A 19,414-nucleotide genomic window follows, 5' to 3' on the forward strand; every position below is an offset into this window, starting at 1 on the left:
ATGGCAAGTCAATCAACACCTTCTAGGAGACAGACTATTATTTCCAAGCTTTTTCAATTTTGTCGACAAATAATCGGCCCAAATGCCAGTGCCGAAAACACGGCAATAAGCAGCGAACCGCTAGTGATCTCACGAGGTGAACATGGTATTTCTCGTAAACAATTTAGCCCAAATGCAATCAAAGTTTTATACCGTTTAAAAGACGGTGGTTTTGACGCCTACCTAGTTGGTGGTTGTATTCGCGATGTATTGTTAGGTCAACAACCAAAAGATTTTGACGTGGTAACAAATGCCACGCCAGAACAAGTTAAAAAGTTATTTAGAAACTGTCGCTTAATTGGCCGCCGCTTTCGTTTAGCTCACATTGTATTTGGTCGTGAAATAATAGAAGTAGCCACCATGCGCGGGCACCACGAAGCGCCAGAGGACAAAAACCAAATAAGCCAATCGAGTGAGCAAGGGCAATTGCTACGCGACAACGTATTTGGCAGTATTGAGGAAGACGCAGAACGCCGTGACTTTTCAATCAATGCACTTTATTACTCAATTAACGATTTTTGTATTTACGATTACGCCAATGGTTTAGCCGCAATAAAAGCTAAACAAATTGAGCTAATTGGCGATCCAGAAACGCGTTACCGTGAAGATCCGGTGCGCATGCTACGTGCGGTACGCTTTGCCACTAAGCTAGATATGAAAATTGCACCAAACAGCGAAAAGCCGATGACTGCTTTAGCAAGTTTGCTAGATAACATACCACCAGCGCGTTTGTTTGAAGAAATACTCAAACTGTTTTTAAACGGCAAAGCACAAGCTAACTACTTAATGCTGCGCAAATACGGCCTATTTAACTCACTGTTTCCAGAGCTAAACCGTATTTTAGATAATAATCCTGGCGGGCTTGAAGCCACTTTTATTGAAAACATGTTTAAAAATACAGACGATCGTATTAACGCAGATAAAAAAGTAACCCCTGCGTATGTATTTGCTGCGCTACTTTGGTTTCCGCTATTAGAGCGCACTAAAACAGTACAAAATGAAGAGCAGCTCTCTGAATACGATGCATTTTCGCAAGCAATTAATAGTGTACTTAGCGATAACGCCCAGCACATAGCTGTTCCTAAACGCTTTACTTTAGGCGCACGCGACATTTGGCATATACAGCATCGTTTAGATAAACGTGCCGGCCAACGTGCATACAGATTAACGCAGCAACCTCGCTTTAAAGCCGCATACGACTTTTTATTAATGCGTGTAGAGGCAGGAGAAACACAACATAGCGAGCTTGCTCAGTGGTGGACACACTATTTGAGCCTAGATATTAATGGCCAAAAAGAAATGGTAAGAACCTTGGGTCAGCCTGCGGGGCCAAAACCACGCAGACGCGCTCGCCGCCGCACACCTAAAAAGCCAACAGAGTAACTTCTATGCACTGTGTTTATTTAGGTTTGGGTGCCAATTTAAACTCACCAAAAAAGCAGCTTGATAACGCTATTGCCGCGCTTAAAAAGCTGCCAGATTGTGAATTTATAAGTGTTTCGCATTACTATGCGAGTAAGCCCATGGGCCCACAAGACCAACCTGACTATATTAACGCCGTTGCCTGCATAAACACTACGCTTAGCCCTGAAAAGCTGCTTGATTTAACCCAAGCAATTGAGCTTGAGCATGGCCGTGTTAGAAAAGCCGAGCGTTGGGGGCCACGTACTTTAGATATAGATATGTTATTGTTTGACGCACAAACAATTAATACCGAGCGCCTTATAGTGCCTCATTATGGTTTAACTGAACGTGAGTTTGTTGTGTATCCACTGCTAGAACTTGCGCCAAAACTTATTTTACCCAGCGGCATTGCACTACACACTATTGCAAATACATTACCGCTTAACAATTTACAACAATTACCACAGTAATTAACTAAGGCTTATGCCGGTGAGAAAATTATGTCTAAAATAACAGTTTCAACTTTAAATAAAATGAAAGCAGAAAAAAATAAAATTACTGCTTTAACAGCTTATGATGCCAGTTTTGCTAAGTTATTTCATGATAACGGCGTTGAAGTTATTTTAGTTGGCGACTCTTTGGGTATGGTATTACAAGGCGGCGACGATACACTTGGCGTAACTAATCAAGATATTGCCTATCACACTCGTTGCGTACGTGCGGGTAGCCGTGAGTTGTTTGTAATTGCTGATATGCCGTTTATGACTTATTCGAGCCCCAACGACACCTGTAAAAATGCCGCTGAGCTAATGCGTGCTGGTGCTAACATGGTTAAGTTAGAAGGGGGGGAATGGCTTTTTGAGAGCATTGAAGCCCTAACTCAACAAGGTATTCCTGTGTGTGGTCATTTAGGCCTAACGCCGCAGTCGGTACATGTGTTTGGTGGTTTTAAAGTACAAGGGCGTGCAGAAGAGCAAGCACTAAAAATAATTGCCGATGCAAAAGCCCTTGAAGCGGCTGGCGCACAATTATTAGTACTGGAATGTATTCCAAGCGCACTGGCAAAACGCGTTACCGACGCATTAACTATTCCTACTATTGGCATTGGCGCGGGTAATACTACCGATGGTCAAATATTAGTAATGCACGACTTAGTAGGTATTTCTGCTGGGTTTATTCCTAAATTTTCGAAAAACTTTTTACTCGAAACAGGCAATATGCCTGAAGCCGTTAAAAAGTATTGTACCGATGTAAAAAGCGGTGCCTTTCCAAGTGCCGAACACGAGTTTAAATAATGCAGTCAATTACTGAAATTAAATCATTACGTAGCCAAATTAAAGCATGGCGCCAAGCCGGATTAAGCATTGCCCTAGTACCCACTATGGGCAACTTGCACTTAGGCCACTTTTCGTTAGTCGAAAAAGCAAAAATGATGGCCGATAAAGTCGTAGTAAGCATTTTTGTTAACCCTATGCAATTTGGCGCTAATGAAGACTTAGACAATTACCCTCGTACCCTTGATGAGGACAAGCGTGGCTTAGCCGACCTTGAAACTGATATTGTATTTACGCCAAGTGTAGAAACTATTTATCCTAATGGTTTAGCTGCACAAAGCTTTGTAGATGTACCTGATATTTCATTAGGTTATTGTGGTGGTTCACGCCCAGGGCACTTTAGAGGTGTGGCAACAGTTGTTACTAAACTCTTTAATTTAGTGCAGCCAGATTACGCTTGTTTTGGCGAAAAAGACTTTCAGCAGCTACAAGTAATTAAAACTATGGCTCGCGACTTATCGATTCCGGTTGAAGTTATTGGTGTATCAACTATGCGTGAAGTCTCTGGGCTTGCTATGAGTTCGCGTAATGGTTACTTATCGAATGAGCAAAAAGACAGTGCCACCGCACTTTTTAAAGTGCTTAATAACTGCGCTGAGCAACTTAAAAGTGGTAATACTGACTTTGCTACGCTGGAAGAAACAGCCAAACAAAGTTTACAGCAAGCTGGATTAAAACCAGACTATTTTTCGATAGCTCAACGAGATACGTTAAAAGCTGCTACACTCGATGATAACAAATTTGTTATTTTAGCCGCGGCCTATTTAGGCAGTGTTAGATTAATCGATAACCTTCAGGTTGAAGTTTAATATAACCGCGACTTTCATTTAAGGATAAGCATGCATACTTTAATAAAAATGAGCGCAGTAGCCCTTACATTTATGCTATTAGCAGGTTGTCAGAATAACGCTGGAAATCCAGAGTTAAATCAATGTGCACAACAAAACTATCAATGCGAAAGTAGTTGTGAGCAACAATCAACTGGCGAAGGTTTAAAGCAGCAAGTATGCTCAGCTAAGTGTGTTGAGAGCTATAATCAGTGTAAAGCACAAGCCGAAAACTTAGGTAACATATAAGTATTAAGCTTTTACCTGAACAGTAAATATAAAAAAACCGCTCAATGAGCGGTTTTTTATTGCGTATAATTTAGTGACTTAATTTAAGCCTAACTTTTTAAGCTCAACTTCAGCCAATTTGGCTGAAAGCGGTACATAACCGTCTTTTTCTACAATTTTCTGCCCATCTTTCGACAATACCATTTTTAAAAATTCAGCTTCAATTGGTGCTAATGGTTTATTCGGGTGCTTGTTCACGTAAAGGTATAAAAAGCGCGACAGCGGATACTTACCTTGTGCTACATTTTCAAGCGTTGCATCAACAAAGTGGCTGCCTTTTTTGGCCAGTGGAACTGTGCGTACACCAGAGGTTTTATAGCCAATTCCTGAGTAGCCAATCGCGTTCAATGAAGATGAAATAGACTGCACTACAGATGCTGAACCCGGTTGCTCATTTACGTTATTACGAAAGTCGCCTTTACACAGTGCTTTCTTTTTAAAGTAACCATAAGTGCCTGATACCGAGTTACGCCCATACAATTGAATATCTTTAGCAGCCCATTCTCCAGTTAAACCTACGTCACTCCAGCGGTTAACTTGCTGCGTTGCACCGCACTTACGAGTAGATGAAAAAATAGCATCTATTTCATCAATACGTAGCCCTTCTATAGGGTTGTCTTTGTGTACAAATACCGCAAGTGCATCGATGGCAACCCGTACTTCTGTGGGTTTATAACCATGGCGTTTTTCGAATGCTTCAACTTCTTTTGATTTCATTTTACGGCTCATTGGCCCTAAATTTGCTGTGCCTTCGGTTAATGCCGGTGGCGCAGTTGATGAGCCAGCTGCTTGTATTTGAATATTTATATTTGGATAAATACGTTTATATTCTTCAGCCCAAAATGTCATCATGTTCGCTAATGTGTCTGAACCTACCGATGAAAAGTTCCCTGAAACACCACTAATTTTTTGATACTCAGGTAGTGCGTTATCCAAAGCGACTGCTTGTGCAGATACAAACGTTGTAACAGCCACACCCATTGCGGCAACTAAGTTTTTAAATTTCATGTGGGGTTCTCCAATTTGTTCGTCCCATTTTTTAACTGTGTTCACTGTAAATTGTGTAGATGACAGTGATATTACCCTTAAATGACACTTTTATGACTTGCCACTTGTTTGTACTGTGCTGCTCATAGGTACTATTTTATTACTTGAAAAATCAAAAGAAAAACACGAACCTTGACCCAAAACACTACTAATCTTTAACTGGCTATTGTGGCGAGTTAATACGTGTTTGGTAATTGCGAGCCCAAGGCCTGAACCACCTGTAGTGCGACTGCGCGCTTTATCTACCCGGTAAAAGCGCTCCGTTAAACGATTTATATGCTCAGGCGCAATACCATCACCATTATCGGTTACGCTAAAGCAAGCTCGATCGTTTTGACGCTGCCAACATATTGTTATTTTTCCGCCTGGTTTAGTGTAATGAATGGCGTTAAAAACTAAATTAGAGAATGCACTGCGCAGTTCATCTGCTGATCCGCTAATATCTAAGGAAGTATCAATATTAAAAATAAGCTGATGCTTTTTTTGCTGATTAATTGAGTTAGCTTCTGTTTGAATATAGTTAAGTAGTAAGGGTACATTAACCGCTTTATCGTTATTTTGCTTACGCGCACCTTCTATACGTGATAGTGATAGCAGCTGAGTAACTAAACTGTCCATGCGTTTGCATTGCTCAAGCATAGTATTTTGGGCTTTATTCCACATTGCGGGCGGTGGCATCATGTCGCTATCCATCATCTCAAGATAGCCTGTAACCACCGTGAGCGGAGTTCGCAGTTCATGCGACACATTGGCAACAAAGTCTTTGCGCATTTGTTCTAGTTGCTTTAAGCGGGTTACATCGCGTACTACTACCATTAACTGTGTGCTGGCATAGGGCATAACTCTAAACTCAAGTATTTGCTCTATGTTATGACCACTTTCAAGCTCCAGTGGCTCGGTAAATTGGCCGCGGTGCATATACTTAGCAAATTTAGGTTCACGAATTAAGTTATCCAGACGCTGCCCTTGATCTGTAGGCCACTGCAAGCCTAATACTTTTAATGCCAGTTGATTACACCAATAAATGGTTAAATCATTTTGCAGCACTATCACCGCATCAGGAATGGCTTCAGCACCATCACGAAAGCGATGAATTAATGCCGATAGTTCATTACGCTTTTTACGATTACGATGCTGCAGCTGATAAATACCTTCGAATACCTGCTCCCATGCGCCCTCTCCTTCGGGCGGGTTAAAGCTTTGTTGATTAAGCAACCAATCACTTAAACGATAAAGTTGGTAGTAGTGCCAAATAAGTAGCGAAAATGAGCCTAAAAATAACAACAAAAATGGGGCACCTACTAACAGCCCTATTAGCAGTAAAGGTATAAAATAGATAAACAGCCGTTTAACTAAGGTGCGTTTATTAATAACTCTATACATACACTGTTACCTTAAAGTCGCTATCCATTGGTACTTAACCTGAGCTCCGGATAATAAACTTATCTCAAGCAGCTATTTTCAGCGCTAACTGCGTTGAATTTACTTGCAATAGGCCAGCTATTGACGCGTAAATTCGCCTTGTTTTCACTGAAAACCTCTGGCTAGAGAAAATAAAATTAAATATAAATACGATTCAATACGTTAGTAAATCTCTTAACCAGAGTTCAGGTTACTTAGTTAAGCTGCAAGTACATTATAATTTACTTGAAAAGCGATAACCTGCTCCGCGTACCGTTTGCACTAAGCGGTCATGCCCTAAGGGTGAAATAGCTTTACGTAAGCGGCGAATGTGTACATCAACCGTACGGTCTTCAACGTATACGTTAGTACCCCAAACTTGATCAAGTAATTGCTCACGGCTATATACGCGCTCGGTGTGGGTCATAAAAAAGTGTAGTAATCTAAATTCGGTAGGCCCCATATCAAGCTCACTGCCACCTGAGGTAACGCGGTGCGAAATAGGATCAAGGCGCAGGCCATGTACGTCAATTGCTTCTTCTAATGAGGTGGGCGACACACGACGTATAACCGCTTTAATGCGGGCCATGAGTTCTTTGGGCGAAAATGGCTTAGTAACATAGTCATCGGCACCTACTTCTAGGCCGCGTACTTTGTCTTCTTCTTCGCCACGAGCGGTGAGCATAATAATGGGAATAGCGCGTGTGTATTCATTTTGTTTAAACTTTTTAGCAATTTGAATTCCGCTACCCCCTGGTAACATCCAATCGAGTAATACCATATCTGGGTATGGCTCTACCATTGCCGCAATAGCAGAGTCGTAATCTTCTGCTTCAATTGCCTGAAATCCATTTTGTTCTAAAACAAAAACCAACATTTCTCTGATCGGTGCTTCATCATCAACGACTAATACTTTACGTGACATTCCATTTATCTCTTAGCTATCGAATTTGTTTTCATTATTATGACTAAGTATGACACTTTTATGAAAACCTAGCGCGTAAGTTAATATAACAGTAAAAAAACACAAAATAGTGACAAAATAAATATTTACACGCAATTATAGCGATAAAGCAAAGCGTATAGCAGGATCATTATTTTACTAACATTGTGTGTTAAAGCAGCCAACTTTGTTCACTTAAATAGCATACGCTAACCTAGTAATACAATTATGATCTGCATTGTGATGATCTTAAATTAAAAGATCAGAGTTTTATTAAGCAGATCCGTTTTGGGATCACTATTATACCCAGTGAAATAGCTAAGCTGATGATTGTTTGTACTATTCTTTTATTTAATAATGAATTTAAGCGCCAACTAGGGCTAAAATACCGGTTTACTTAGTAAAGTAATGATCTCAAACTGATCACGTTAGTAATTCAGTGATCCTAATTACCTGCTGTTAGTAAGATATTGATCCCTAAACGGCATAAAAAAAGCCAGTGACAATGCAACTGGCTTTAGTAAAAAGTCTAAAATGATCAATTATTTAATGCGTGGGTCTAACTCGCCGCTTAAATACTTAAGATGCATTTCATCTAATGAAATTGGTTTAATTTTGCTAGCTTGGCCTGCTGTACCAAACGACTCATAACGCGAAATACAAATATCGGTCATGGCTTGAGTTGCTGCCGCTAAAAATTTACGCGGATCGAAGTTTGCCGGATTAAGCGCCAAATGGCGACGCACCGCACCGGTAGATGCTAAACGTAAGTCTGTATCAATATTAACTTTACGTACGCCAAACTTAATCCCTTCAATAATTTGCTCTACTGGCACACCGTAAGTTTCTGGAATTTCGCCACCGTACTGATTAATTATTTCTAACCATTCTTGTGGAACCGATGATGAGCCATGCATTACTAAGTGAGTATTTGGAATACGTGCATGAATTGCTTTAATACGATCAATCGCTAAAATATCATCCGTTGGTGGACGAGTAAATTTATACGCACCGTGCGATGTACCACAAGCAATTGCCAGCGCATCAACATGGGTTTTATTTACAAAGTCAGCCGCTTCTTCTGGATTAGTTAGCATTTGCTCAGTGGTTAATTTACCCTCTGCGCCAATACCATCTTCTTCGCCTGCTTCACCTGTTTCAAGCGAACCTAAAACACCCAGTTCGCCTTCAACAGAAACACCACACGCATGTGCCATTTCTACAGTTTTACGGGTTACTTCTACGTTGTATTCGTAGCTTGAAGGTGTTTTACCATCGCTCAATAATGAGCCGTCCATCATTACTGATGAAAACCCAAGTTGAATTGAACGCTGACATACACCCGGTGATGTACCGTGATCTTGATGCATAACCACTGGAATATGTGGCCACTCTTCAACCGCTGCTAAAATCATATGACGAATAAATGGGGCACCAGCATAAGCACGTGCGCCTGCAGAACCTTGCACAATTACAGGGCTATTGGTTTTGTCAGCCGCTTCCATTATTGCGCGCATTTGCTCTTGGTTGTTAACGTTAAAAGCAGGTACGCCATAACCATGCTCAGCGGCATGATCCAGAAGTTGTCGCATACTGATTAAAGCCATTGGGTTTTCTCCAATTTTTTGATAGCAGTTCTCTGCCATCTAGTTTGAACGGATGTGTTAGTTTGGCGCAATCACTGCGCCACGAATTAGTACTGATAAACAGTAACTAACGCGTAAAAATCAATTATTAAATTAGGGTGAGAGGTATTTAATAATTAATTATTGCGGATGAAGTAACCTCCATCCGCTTACGCCTAAATAAAATAAATTACTTAGCGCGCGATTCTAGCATTTCAACTGCTGGTAGCTTTTTGCCTTCTAAAAACTCTAAAAACGCACCACCACCAGTAGAAATATACGATATTTTATCGCTAATGCCGTACTTATCAATTGCCGCTAAGGTGTCGCCACCGCCTGCAATCGAAAACGCATTTGAATTAGCAATAGCTTGGGCAATAGCACGAGTACCGTTACCAAATTGGTCAAACTCAAACACGCCAACAGGGCCATTCCATACTACAGTACCTGCATTAGCAATTATTTTTGCCAGCTTGTTTGCTGTATCTGGGCCAATATCAAAAATCATATCGTCGCTGGTAACTTCACTTACATCTTTAAGTGTTGCTACTGCTGAGTCTGAAAACTCATTACCTACAACAACATCAGTCGGTACTGGAATTTCACCATTGTTAGCAACAGCCGCTGCGCATAAGCGATTCGCTTCATCCATTAAATCAGCTTCGTAAAGCGATTTACCAACAGGATAACCCGCCGCCGCAATAAAGGTATTAGCAATACCGCCACCGGTTACTAGCTGATCAACAATTTTTGATAGTGAATCAAGCACTGTTAATTTAGTAGACACTTTTGAACCACCCACAATCGCCACTAATGGGCGAGCTGGGTTATCAAGTGCTTTGCCAAGAGCTTCAAGCTCTGCCGATAATAATGGCCCTGCACACGCAACATCTGCAAATAAACCTACACCATGGGTAGAGGCTTGTGCGCGATGCGCCGTACCAAATGCATCCATTACGTAAACATCACATAATGCTGCAAGTTGTTTAGATAGCGCTTCGTCGTTATTTTTTTCGCCTTTGTTAAAGCGTACGTTCTCAAATACCACCACTTCGTTATCAGCAAGTTCAACACCGTTTAGGTAGTCTTTTTCTAAACGTACTGTTTGCTCTAGGGCATCGTTTAAGTAATTAACGACAGGAGCAAGAGAAAACTCTTCGTCATATTCCCCTTCCGTAGGGCGGCCAAGGTGTGACATAACCATTACTTTTGCGCCTTTTTCAAGGGCTAACTTAATTGTTGGTAGCGCCGCACGAATACGCGCATCTGACGTCACTTTACCTGCTTTAACGGGTACATTTAAATCTTCACGAATTAATACACGCTTGCCGTTTAAATCTAAATCTGCCATTTTTATGACCGACATGAACATCTCCTTAGTTAACGATACTAAACCCAATAAAAGGCGGTTATTTTATATTAGTTATTTTTTCTAACGCGACCATTGCACGCGCAGTGTCGAGCATTCGATTAGCAAAACCCCACTCGTTATCGCACCAAACTAGTAACTTTATCAGTCGTTTATGACTAACTCGTGTTTGGGTACCATCTATAATACAAGAATGTGGATCATGATTAAAATCAATCGATACTAGTGGCTCTGCGGTGTAACTTAAAATGCCTTCAAGGCGATCTTTAGCTTGTGCTTTAAGCGCGTTATTTACTGCATTTAAATCTACATCGGTATTAACCGTTACACTTAAATCCATAGCCGTTACGTTAATAGTAGGCACGCGTACAGCAATGGCTTCAAAGCGGCCTTTAAATTTAGGTAAAATACGGTCTATACCGCGGGCTAGTTTTGTATCAACTGGAATAATAGATTGGCTGGCTGCGCGTGTACGGCGTAAATCGTGGTGGTAGGCATCAATTACCGGCTGATCGTTCATCGAGGCATGTATTGTGGTAATAGCACCCGATTCAATACCAAATGCATCATCTAACACTTTAATAACCGGCACTACACAGTTAGTAGTACACGAACCATTAGAGACGATAGTGTGCTCTGGTTTTAGCTCATCGTCGTTAATACCATAAACAATAGTGGCATCAACATCGTTATCAGCTGGATGCGAAAACAACACTTTTTTAGCGCCTGCGGTTAAATGTAGCTGTGCATGTTCGCGCGAGTGATAAACCCCAGTACATTCAAGTACTACGTCTACACCTAAGGTTTTCCAAGGTAATTCCGCCGGATTTGGCTCACAGAAAAGAGCAATAGCATCGCCTGCTACGCTAATGGTGTCCTCACCAAGCTTTACAGGAAAAGAGAAACGACCATGAGAGGTGTCGTATTTTAATAAGTGAGCAATAGCTTTAGGGTCAGCAAGTTCGTTAATCGCAACAATTTTTATCTCGTTGCTCAAACCTGATTCGTATAACGCGCGGACAATATTTCGACCAATACGACCAAAACCATTAATTGCAAGTTTGATTGCCATGAAATATAAAATCCACTCTTTTTGCGTGCAGATAAAGGCAATGTGCCTTTTAGATGGCGGTATTGTAATCGACCTTGAGCTTTATTATAAGAGGGAGCGATTAGAAACTTTAAATAAATGATAAGTTAAATATGTAACTCGCGGCCATTCGTTGTCAGAACTTTGCTTAATAAATTGCTCCCAGAGCAAAACAACGCCTGCCATTTTCACGCTAGCAATAACGCTACTATAAACAAAGCTAGTCGCCGTTAGTAACCAACCAGCAAAACCCTATAGATTTAAGCTACTGTTAAATATAGCATTATTAATTTTTCAATCGCTATTTTATTTTAATACAAAAAACTTTAACTGCATATTTTGACGCTACAGCTGGATACTTATCCATTTAGTATCTACTGCGCATAAGTAAAAAATGTCCCCCTGCCACTCTGGTTGTTTTTTGAACAATGTTGACTATTATATAATTACTGCTACGCACATTCGCTTAAGCAACACTTTAAGGAGCAAGGTTATGAACAGTAGTCATGTTTCACTCTCCAACAGGTTAGTTTTACATCAGTTTCTAGCCATTTTTATTGCTATATGCGCATTTAATACCAACGCACAGCAAACCAAATCAGAAAAAAATGAATTGGCACGCATGCAAGCACAATTGAATGCTGAGGTTATGTCTAGACCCTTTTTGGCTGAAAAGCCTGAAGAGGTCGATGCTTATATAAAAAGTATGCTAGAGAAAAATATTAAACCTGAAGAATACAAAGGCACTTATTGGCGTAACGGCTATACCTGTCGAGATCTACTCAGATATAACTGGACTCAGTATCGTAATTGTCGTTACTACTACCGTTATCACGGCCGGTATTATTAGAGTAATGATTTTAGTTAATCTGTCTGATCCATAAATTCAAATTAGAAGGAAATTACTATGATAATGCATCAAATATATATTGTACTGTTTGCTGTTTTTACGCTTTTTATTTCGGGTTGTGGAGCAATTCATACCTCAATAGCTAAAAAAGATTTGGATGTACAAACCAAGCTCAGCACTTCTATCTTTGTTGATCCTGTTCCATCACAACAGAGAAAAATTTATATGGAGGTTCGATCTGCAGTAATGGAATTTGATCGTAATGTGTTTAGACAATCCCTGATCACTCAAATAGAGAGTAGTGGTAATGGCTATCAAATTGTCGATAGCCCTAGTGATGCGCAATACAGTATGAGTGTTTTTGTACGTAACTTAGAAAAGGCCTCTCCTACAGCAGCTGAAAACTATTTAAGCAGGGGTTACGAAGGCGTTGCTGCAGGTTCTGCAGTAGCATTTGCATCTGGTAGTGGATATCGCGGGGCCGCAGCCGGTGGCATAATTGGTGGCTTAGTTTCAACTGCCACAAATGCGTTTGTTAAAGACGTAACCTATCTTTTGGTGGCCGATATTCAAATAAAAGAGCGAGCTCGTAGTGGCGTAATAGTGCGTCGTGATTCAAAGACCAATACTAAAATATCTGACGATGGCGCAACAACTCAAACTTACTCAGAAGCAACTGATCAAAAAGAATACCGAACCCGTGTGGTCACCACGGCTAATAAAGCAAATTTAGAACTTGAGGAGGCCCAGCCACTTATGTTTGAAAAAACAGCCTACGCAATGGCTTCTTTTTTCTAATAATAATAACTAAAAGTACGGCATTATAGTGCCGTGCTTTTATTTTACTTCTTGATTATCTAATCTTAATTACTCTCTAATCTCTAGGCATTTTCAAAACAAATGTAACTACAAAATAAAACTGGCACCCAATAATTTAAATTATTGATGATAAAGTAAATAATAATTAATTATTGCCTTAAGGGTAGCCCCTAAGGCTTATATAACAGTTATTTATCACCTAAATACTCTGCCATTATTTGTTCAATTTTTTGATCTTCTGCAAGCCTTAATAAAACTAAGTTAACGTCGTTAACTAGTTTACTGTCGGCTCTAAATGCGAAGCCGTAACCTTGCTTATAATACTCCGCACTTGGAATATGAATATTCTCTGCTTTATGTTTATTTTTATAAAACAACAATTGTGGACGGTCAAAAACAACGCCATCAACACTTTTATCTTTTAGTCTTTCCATGGCTTGGCTTAGGTTATTTACCAATACTTTTTGGCCTTGATGTTCTTCAATAAAGCCTATAGCTGGCGAGCCTGCTGATGCTGCAATTTTTTTACCTGGAAATTGTTCAACTTGTGTAATAGTAGAACTGCTAAAGCTTGATACGGTAAGAGTACTGGCAATACCTGCAATCATTGATGTAGCAAAAATTAATGAAATAATCATCCAACAACCAGCTACAACTCGTCCTTTTAAGCTCACCGGTGCCATGTCGCCATAACCTGTTGTACTCATAGTCACTATGGCTAGCCACATACCGTTAGCTATCCCTCTTTTTGGATCTGCAGGAAACTGCTCTGGAGAATGTTTGCGCTCAGCAAGCCAAAAGAGCAGCCCAACAATGGCTAGTAAAGATAAAAATATGGCAACAGCAATTAGTAATTGCATGCTAAAAAAGGGTTTTATTTTACCCCAAATACTGGCATTTTCATCGCGCGAGGCAATAGTAAGGCTCGATTGGTAATAAGGCTGAGAAAACAGAAACTTTTCCACTCGCTCCGAGGTAATACTAATCGGCCCAGCAAGTAAATCAACTTCGCCTTGCTGCAAAGCGGTAAGTGCCCCATCAACCGTAGTAAAATATTTATATTGGTATTCCCAATTTTTTTTATCGGCTATATTTTCCCAAATTGTAAGTGAAATCCCCTCTAGTGAATTATTTTGGGGATTGTGTATAACAAAGGGAGCATCCCCCGCTACACCAACGGTCAAACCTGTCTCTGGCAAAGCACTTTGAGCATGCACCGATAAGGTTAAAATTGCCATAAGGCTTAAAGCGCCTACACGTAATGAATTTAATATTTTTGTTAGCATAAAAACTCAATTGTTTGGGGTGATGTGAATAGATTGTAAGCTCACAAACATACTAATAGAATATGTATAAGGTTACGAAAGTGTAAAATAGTTTCAAGCTAAGGTCAAAAATAGCTTGATTTAGCGCTTAATTTTCAGATGGTAGCCTTAGCTTTCAGGTAAAAATAAAAGCCAAGTACGGTGTTTAAAATGCATAAACACTATTTATTAAAGAGGTTAAGAGTGCATAAAGTAGTGATTTAAATCGTAGCAACTAAGCAAGCTCCCTCACTTTTAATCCTCTGCCGCTACTTATTTGATGGCACTGCGCCAAAAATAACTCTGCTGTGCCTTGTGCGTCGGTAAGTGCATGATGACAATGATAACTAGGCAGTTCGTAGCGATTACGACATTCGTTTAACGTTAAATCATCTTGCTTTATTTCGACGCCTTGATGTTGCAGGCGCTTTTTTTCTATTTGTAAGGTACAGAGTATTAGTTTTGGCCGCGTAGTAATATTGGCATTTTTAAGCGCTGGTTTTAAAAAACCCCAGTCGAGCATGGCATTATGAAACACTAAAATACAGTCATTAAAGTGCTCACTAAGGTGCTCTAAAATACTATGTAAACTTTGCCCTGCAGCTACATTATCATTATTAATGCCGTGATAAACTGGGCTTTGTGCCAAGTTTTTAACCTCTTTATTAATTAAATGCTGCGACTGACTCATTTTTATACATTGATTTTCTATAACCACCCAAGCTAGCGACACTATTTCGTGCTGCTTAGCGTCAAGCCCAGTTAGCTCTAAGTCAATCACTAGGTAGCGCTGCTTTAAAGCAGCGTGTGCCAGTAGCTGTCGCCTTTTAAAATAACGGGTAATTAAGCGCTTAACCATAATGTTTATTACTCGCTTTGTGCGCCGTTTTTTTATAAACAGCCATGCTATAAGCTACCACGGGCAAATTTAAACACAGCGGCTTGCTGCGCTTGTTTTACCAGATAAAATGCTTCTTTTAGTTGGTGGCGCTCTAAAGAGTTTAATTGGTCGGGGTTAATACAATTACTGGGCAGCCCTTCTTGATTTATTTGCGTGCTTAATCGCAGCTGGGTTAAAAAACGCCAGCAATCTTTTAGGTTATAAATATCTTCTTTGCTGAGTAAAGTGTGTTTTAACAATGCGTCTAAACGCTCTTGGGTATTGGCACGGCGAATCCCCGCTCTTAATGCATATAAACGCACTATGTCGTTAATTATTACTACGCCACGTTTTTTTAAGTCGATATATTTATAGTTTTTTTCTGTTTTTTCGGTTTTAAAATTATTAAACAAGCCTATAGGCACGCTGTTTGAGTCAATGTCGTTGGCCATGGCGGCGTAAAATAATTCGTTGCGTGACATGTGCGTAAGTTGCTCATAAAACTTACTATAAAGTGTGTGTGAGCCTTCGATAAAGCGTAAATCAAAAAATATTTTACAGTTGAGCATGGCTTGAGGGGTTGGGCTGCTTATCCATTTAAAAAAGCGCTCGCGCCAGTCACTAATACTCATTCGGCACAACTCGCTACTGGCCATTATATTGCCAGGGCAACGTCTAATGCCGCACTCTACTAAGTTTTCGCAAACATATTCCCCCATGCCTTTAAAGTAGGCTAACTCATCGTCATTTAAACCATCGGGTAATAATAAGCCATTGTCTTGATCTGAATGTAGGGTTTGTTCTTCACGGGCTTGCGAGCCAAAACAAATAAAACTAAAACTACTTGGTGCTACTCCATGTTCTTGTTGATACAAGTAAATTAGCCGCGAGGTGAGTGCATCGGTTAGGCCACTGAGTAATTTGCCAATTAGCGATATGTCGTCAATATTATACGAAAAGCCGCGCAGCAACTCTGGGATCTCTTTGGCGTAGCGTTTTAAATCGACAATAGCGCGCGCTTTATAAATACGACCTATAAGTTGTACCGGGTCGCTTTTTTGCTGGCGTAATAAATCGGTACTGGTGATCATTCCCAAAGGTTTGTGGTTTTCGTCAAGTACTGGAATATGATGAATATTATGTTTAAGCATTAGGTGCAGCGCTGAAAAAACCCGGTTATTTTCAAAAATAAACTTGGGTTTTGCTGTCATTATGCTGCTTACGCTTTGCTGTGGATCAACTTCATCTGCCAGTACCCGATTACGTAAGTCGCGGTCGGTTACTACCCCAACTAAGTGCGCATCTTGGGTGATCATAATAGATGACACGCCATACTCTTGCATTTGTTTTGCCGCGTGGCGAATACTCGAATCTGGCGTTAAAGTAATGGCTTTTCGGGTCATTAACTCTGATATTTTTCTCTCCGACCAGCTTTCTGTTTTACTTTTATAATGTGATGAGAGTAGGCGGTTTGCATGAGCGCGCACAAAATATTGTTCAAACGGTTTATATTCGCGGCGCAAATAATCAAACGACTCCTGAGGCAGCATATACACTATGCCCTCTTTTTGTACTTCCAACCTGTTTTGCATCGCCTCACCGGTTAATAACGACGGAAAACCAAAATAATCACCTTGTGCTAAACGCGTAACTATATCGCCTTTACTATCCACTAAATCGTATAAGCCTGAACGAATTAAAAATAACTTAGGGTGATCACTTTGCAGCCATTGTGCTTGGTTTTCACGGTTGAGGTAAGTAATATCAAGGTGCTTTACAAAATAGCTGCAAGCACTCGCCTCAAGCATGCTAAACGGGGCCTGCATAGTTACAAACTGGGTTATATCTTGCTGCTCTGCACTCATAGTTACGCTCGTTAAGTGATTTATATAAGGTTTAATGTAATCATTTATTAAACAAATAAAAAGCCCGACTTAAGTCGGGCTTTTGGTACTTTTATTGCCTGTTAAGCAAATAGACTTAGTGATCGTGAGCTTCACTAGATCCTTTAGGATTACGAATACCTTCAACCAACTGTTGAATTTCCAGTGGTGTCGGTTTAGTAAATTTAAGTACTATTGCAGCAACTGCAAAGTTAATTATCATACCCACTAAGCCAATACCTTCAGGTGAAATACCTAAAAACCAATGCTCGGCACTATTAAGCTCTGGGCTAACAAATTTAAAGTAAATAATATAGCCAGCGGTAAAACCAATACCCGTTACCATGCCAGCAATTGCACCTTCTCTGTTCATTGCTTTAGAGAATATACCCATAATAATAGCTGGGAAGAAACTCGCTGCCGCTAAGCCGAAGGCAAATGCAACCACCGATGCCACAAACCCTGGCGGGTTAATCCCAAAGTAGGCGGATATAACAATAGCGACCATGGCAGCTAACCTCGCTGCGAGTAACTCTTGCTTATCGCTAATATTAGGCTTAAGGGTTCGCTTGAGTAAATCGTGCGATACGGAGGTAGAAATAACTAACAGTAAACCTGCGGTTGTTGATAATGCTGCTGCAATACCACCGGCAGCAACTAGGGCAATAACCCATGCTGGTAAGTTAGCTATTTCGGGATTAGCAAGTACCATAATGTCGCGGTCAACATCTACTTCATTAGCACTGTTTGGATCGTCAATGCTGCCTGAAGTGTAAAACATTTTGCCATCACCATTTTTATCATTAAAAGTAATTAAGCCGGTACGTTCCCAGTTTTTGATCCACGTTGGTGCTTGTGCATACTCTGTACCGCTACCATCTTTACCGTTAATAGTATCAACCATGTTTACGCGAGCAAATGCAGCAACTGCTGGTGCTGTAGTATAAACAATAGCAATAAACACTAAGGTCCATGCCGCTGATATACGCGTATCTTTAACGCGAGGTACAGTGAAAAAGCGAACAATTACATGTGGTAAACCTGCAGTACCCACCATTAATGCACCGGTAATAGCAAATACATCAATCATACTCTTAGAGCCTTCGGTATACTGAGAAAAGCCCAATTGCGAACTTATGCCATCTAGCTTATCAAGTACATAAGCACCTTCTCCGCCAATTAATGTGGCACCAAAACCAGTTTGTGGCAGGAAGTGACCTGTCATCATCATAGAGATAAAAATAGCCGGTACTAAGTAAGCAAATACCAGCACACAATACTGTGCAACTTGCGTATATGTAATGCCTTTCATACCACCTAAAACAGCATAAAAGAATACAATAACCATACCTATGTATACACCGGTTTCAATTTCTACTTCTAAAAAGCGGGAAAAAACAACGCCTACGCCACGCATTTGCCCTGCAATGTAGGTAAAACAAATGAATATGGCACAAAAAATAGCAACTAAACGTGCGGTACGTGAGTAGTAACGGTCGCCAATAAAGTCTGGCACAGTAAACTTGCCGAATTTACGTAAGTAAGGCGCTAAACACATGGCAAGTAATACATAACCACCTGTCCACCCCATTAAGTAAACGCCGCCGTCGTAACCCGCAAACGAAATAATACCCGCCATTGAAATAAACGACGCCGCGCTCATCCAATCGGCAGCGGTTGCCATACCATTAGCTAAAGGAGGTACGCCGCCGCCCGCTACATAAAACTCTTTAGTTGAACCCGCTCGGGCCCAAATTGCAATGCCGATATAAAGCGCGAAGCTTAAACCAACAATTAAAAACGTGAGTGTTTGAACATCCATTGCTTAGCTCCTATTCGTCTACGCCATATTTTTTATCTAACGTATTCATTTTGACTACGTACACAAAAATCAAAGCCACAAAGGTATAAATTGAACCTTGCTGGGAGAACCAGAAGCCAAGTTTAAACCCAAAAAAACGTACTTCATTAAGTACATCAACCAGTAATATGCCAAAACCAAATGACACGACAAACCACACTGCTAATAATTTAAATAACAGTGAAATATTTTCCGCCCAATAAGCTTTTGCTTGTTCTTCATCTTTAAAAGCCATTTTTATTTTCCCCTTTAAGCATCACTAAAAAGTAATGAGTGGTTTATTTTTCATCTACCAATTTAGCAACGCAATGCAAATATTGAATTGCGACCATAGTCGTAACAGCTTGTTAACTTTTAAGTAAAGAATCAGTGTTTAGCAGATGTTAAAATTAAAAAGCATTACTTTTCAGCTATTTAAAAATTTAATTAGAGAAGGTTTGTTAATATTTT

General features: G+C 40.2%; 18 protein-coding genes. 7 read left to right on the forward strand and 11 right to left on the reverse strand.

Going from position 1 to position 19,414, the window contains the following annotated elements; genetic code table 11:
• Genes pcnB through HC000_RS08405 form a run of 5 tightly spaced genes read left to right on the forward strand, consistent with a single transcriptional unit; the run spans position 1 to position 3,853 of the window.
• On the forward strand, positions 1 to 1,422 hold the full coding sequence (gene pcnB, locus HC000_RS08385) for a polynucleotide adenylyltransferase PcnB (protein WP_179807416.1): 1,422 nt from the start codon (positions 1 to 3) through the stop codon (positions 1,420 to 1,422).
• A 5-nt stretch (positions 1,423 to 1,427) separates the two neighbouring features.
• Positions 1,428 to 1,913, forward strand: coding sequence for a 2-amino-4-hydroxy-6-hydroxymethyldihydropteridine diphosphokinase (folK, locus tag HC000_RS08390; protein ID WP_011327302.1), 486 nt, complete (start codon positions 1,428 to 1,430; stop codon positions 1,911 to 1,913).
• A gap of 30 nt (positions 1,914 to 1,943) precedes the next feature.
• Positions 1,944 to 2,738, forward strand: a complete 795-nt coding sequence (gene panB / locus HC000_RS08395) for a 3-methyl-2-oxobutanoate hydroxymethyltransferase (protein WP_011327301.1) — start codon at positions 1,944 to 1,946, stop codon at positions 2,736 to 2,738.
• Positions 2,738 to 3,586 carry a pantoate--beta-alanine ligase gene (gene panC, locus HC000_RS08400; protein WP_011327300.1) on the forward strand — a complete coding sequence of 283 codons (849 nt, stop codon included), beginning with the start codon at positions 2,738 to 2,740 and terminating at the stop codon, positions 3,584 to 3,586. Before panB ends, panC begins: the two co-directional genes overlap by 1 nt.
• A 30-nt stretch (positions 3,587 to 3,616) precedes the next feature.
• Positions 3,617 to 3,853: a hypothetical protein gene (locus tag HC000_RS08405; protein ID WP_011327299.1), complete on the forward strand. Its 237-nt coding sequence runs from the start codon at positions 3,617 to 3,619 to the stop codon at positions 3,851 to 3,853.
• Positions 3,854 to 3,931: 78 nt separating this feature from the next.
• On the opposite strand, the gene HC000_RS08410 is transcribed toward HC000_RS08405, so the two are convergent.
• The 6 genes from HC000_RS08410 to epd form a co-directional block, all read right to left on the reverse strand.
• On the reverse strand, positions 3,932 to 4,900 hold the full coding sequence (locus HC000_RS08410) for a phosphate ABC transporter substrate-binding protein PstS family protein (protein WP_011327298.1): 969 nt from the start codon (positions 4,898 to 4,900) through the stop codon (positions 3,932 to 3,934).
• A 90-nt stretch (positions 4,901 to 4,990) separates the two neighbouring features.
• Entirely contained in the window at positions 4,991 to 6,322 is a 1,332-nt protein-coding gene (phoR, locus tag HC000_RS08415) for a phosphate regulon sensor histidine kinase PhoR (RefSeq protein ID WP_011327297.1), read from the reverse strand.
• A gap of 253 nt (positions 6,323 to 6,575) precedes the next feature.
• On the reverse strand, positions 6,576 to 7,265 hold the full coding sequence (gene phoB / locus HC000_RS08420; protein ID WP_011327296.1) for a phosphate regulon transcriptional regulator PhoB: 690 nt from the start codon (positions 7,263 to 7,265) through the stop codon (positions 6,576 to 6,578).
• Positions 7,266 to 7,825: 560 nt separating this feature from the next.
• Positions 7,826 to 8,890: a class II fructose-bisphosphate aldolase gene (fba, locus tag HC000_RS08425; protein ID WP_011327295.1), complete on the reverse strand. Its 1,065-nt coding sequence runs from the start codon at positions 8,888 to 8,890 to the stop codon at positions 7,826 to 7,828.
• A gap of 208 nt (positions 8,891 to 9,098) precedes the next feature.
• A complete protein-coding gene (locus HC000_RS08430) occupies positions 9,099 to 10,274 on the reverse strand; it encodes a phosphoglycerate kinase (protein ID WP_011327294.1) in 1,176 nt (391 codons plus the stop codon).
• 43 nt (positions 10,275 to 10,317) lie between these two features.
• Positions 10,318 to 11,349, reverse strand: a complete 1,032-nt coding sequence (gene epd, locus HC000_RS08435; RefSeq protein ID WP_179807417.1) for an erythrose-4-phosphate dehydrogenase — start codon at positions 11,347 to 11,349, stop codon at positions 10,318 to 10,320.
• A gap of 511 nt (positions 11,350 to 11,860) precedes the next feature.
• Between epd and HC000_RS18525 the strand changes: the two genes are divergently transcribed.
• Both HC000_RS18525 and HC000_RS08445 read left to right on the forward strand, forming a co-directional pair.
• Positions 11,861 to 12,217, forward strand: a complete 357-nt coding sequence (locus HC000_RS18525) for a hypothetical protein (protein ID WP_011327292.1) — start codon at positions 11,861 to 11,863, stop codon at positions 12,215 to 12,217.
• A 57-nt stretch (positions 12,218 to 12,274) separates the two neighbouring features.
• Positions 12,275 to 13,015 carry a complement resistance protein TraT gene (locus tag HC000_RS08445; RefSeq protein ID WP_011327291.1) on the forward strand — a complete coding sequence of 247 codons (741 nt, stop codon included), beginning with the start codon at positions 12,275 to 12,277 and terminating at the stop codon, positions 13,013 to 13,015.
• A gap of 209 nt (positions 13,016 to 13,224) precedes the next feature.
• On the opposite strand, the gene HC000_RS08450 is transcribed toward HC000_RS08445, so the two are convergent.
• From HC000_RS08450 to HC000_RS08470, 5 genes are all read right to left on the reverse strand, one after another.
• Positions 13,225 to 14,322: a transporter substrate-binding domain-containing protein gene (locus HC000_RS08450; protein WP_257025462.1), complete on the reverse strand. Its 1,098-nt coding sequence runs from the start codon at positions 14,320 to 14,322 to the stop codon at positions 13,225 to 13,227.
• A gap of 253 nt (positions 14,323 to 14,575) precedes the next feature.
• Entirely contained in the window at positions 14,576 to 15,199 is a 624-nt protein-coding gene (locus HC000_RS08455) for a 3'-5' exonuclease (protein ID WP_179807418.1), read from the reverse strand.
• Between the two features lie 47 nt (positions 15,200 to 15,246).
• Complete coding sequence (locus HC000_RS08460; RefSeq protein WP_179807419.1) at positions 15,247 to 17,085, reverse strand: putative nucleotidyltransferase substrate binding domain-containing protein; 1,839 nt, start codon at positions 17,083 to 17,085, stop codon at positions 15,247 to 15,249.
• A 115-nt stretch (positions 17,086 to 17,200) separates the two neighbouring features.
• Positions 17,201 to 18,925, reverse strand: coding sequence for a sodium:solute symporter family protein (locus tag HC000_RS08465; RefSeq protein WP_011327287.1), 1,725 nt, complete (start codon positions 18,923 to 18,925; stop codon positions 17,201 to 17,203).
• A 10-nt stretch (positions 18,926 to 18,935) separates the two neighbouring features.
• On the reverse strand, positions 18,936 to 19,199 hold the full coding sequence (locus tag HC000_RS08470; RefSeq protein ID WP_011327286.1) for a DUF4212 domain-containing protein: 264 nt from the start codon (positions 19,197 to 19,199) through the stop codon (positions 18,936 to 18,938).
• Positions 19,200 to 19,414 lie beyond the last annotated feature (215 nt).

The organism is Pseudoalteromonas sp. MIP2626 (assembly GCF_013414205.1).
Lineage (GTDB): Bacteria > Pseudomonadota > Gammaproteobacteria > Enterobacterales > Alteromonadaceae > Pseudoalteromonas > Pseudoalteromonas nigrifaciens.

Bases quoted from the DNA above. Each gene is read 5' to 3' on its own strand.
- pcnB (WP_179807416.1), top strand. From the start codon at position 1: ATGGCAAGTCAATCAACACCTTCTAGGAGACAGACTATTATTTCCAAG.
- panC (WP_011327300.1), top strand. From the start codon at position 2,738: ATGCAGTCAATTACTGAAATTAAATCATTACGTAGCCAAATTAAAGCA.
- HC000_RS08445 (WP_011327291.1), top strand. From the start codon at position 12,275: ATGATAATGCATCAAATATATATTGTACTGTTTGCTGTTTTTACGCTT.
- HC000_RS08465 (WP_011327287.1), bottom strand. From the start codon at position 18,925: ATGGATGTTCAAACACTCACGTTTTTAATTGTTGGTTTAAGCTTCGCG.
- HC000_RS08455 (WP_179807418.1), bottom strand. From the start codon at position 15,199: ATGGTTAAGCGCTTAATTACCCGTTATTTTAAAAGGCGACAGCTACTG.
- fba (WP_011327295.1), bottom strand. From the start codon at position 8,890: ATGGCTTTAATCAGTATGCGACAACTTCTGGATCATGCCGCTGAGCAT.
- epd (WP_179807417.1), bottom strand. From the start codon at position 11,349: ATGGCAATCAAACTTGCAATTAATGGTTTTGGTCGTATTGGTCGAAAT.
- HC000_RS08470 (WP_011327286.1), bottom strand. From the start codon at position 19,199: ATGGCTTTTAAAGATGAAGAACAAGCAAAAGCTTATTGGGCGGAAAAT.
- phoR (WP_011327297.1), bottom strand. From the start codon at position 6,322: ATGTATAGAGTTATTAATAAACGCACCTTAGTTAAACGGCTGTTTATC.
- folK (WP_011327302.1), top strand. From the start codon at position 1,428: ATGCACTGTGTTTATTTAGGTTTGGGTGCCAATTTAAACTCACCAAAA.
- HC000_RS08430 (WP_011327294.1), bottom strand. From the start codon at position 10,274: ATGTCGGTCATAAAAATGGCAGATTTAGATTTAAACGGCAAGCGTGTA.
- HC000_RS08405 (WP_011327299.1), top strand. From the start codon at position 3,617: ATGCATACTTTAATAAAAATGAGCGCAGTAGCCCTTACATTTATGCTA.
- HC000_RS08410 (WP_011327298.1), bottom strand. From the start codon at position 4,900: ATGAAATTTAAAAACTTAGTTGCCGCAATGGGTGTGGCTGTTACAACG.
- HC000_RS08450 (WP_257025462.1), bottom strand. From the start codon at position 14,322: ATGCTAACAAAAATATTAAATTCATTACGTGTAGGCGCTTTAAGCCTT.
- HC000_RS08460 (WP_179807419.1), bottom strand. From the start codon at position 17,085: ATGAGTGCAGAGCAGCAAGATATAACCCAGTTTGTAACTATGCAGGCC.
- HC000_RS18525 (WP_011327292.1), top strand. From the start codon at position 11,861: ATGAACAGTAGTCATGTTTCACTCTCCAACAGGTTAGTTTTACATCAG.
- phoB (WP_011327296.1), bottom strand. From the start codon at position 7,265: ATGTCACGTAAAGTATTAGTCGTTGATGATGAAGCACCGATCAGAGAA.
- panB (WP_011327301.1), top strand. From the start codon at position 1,944: ATGTCTAAAATAACAGTTTCAACTTTAAATAAAATGAAAGCAGAAAAA.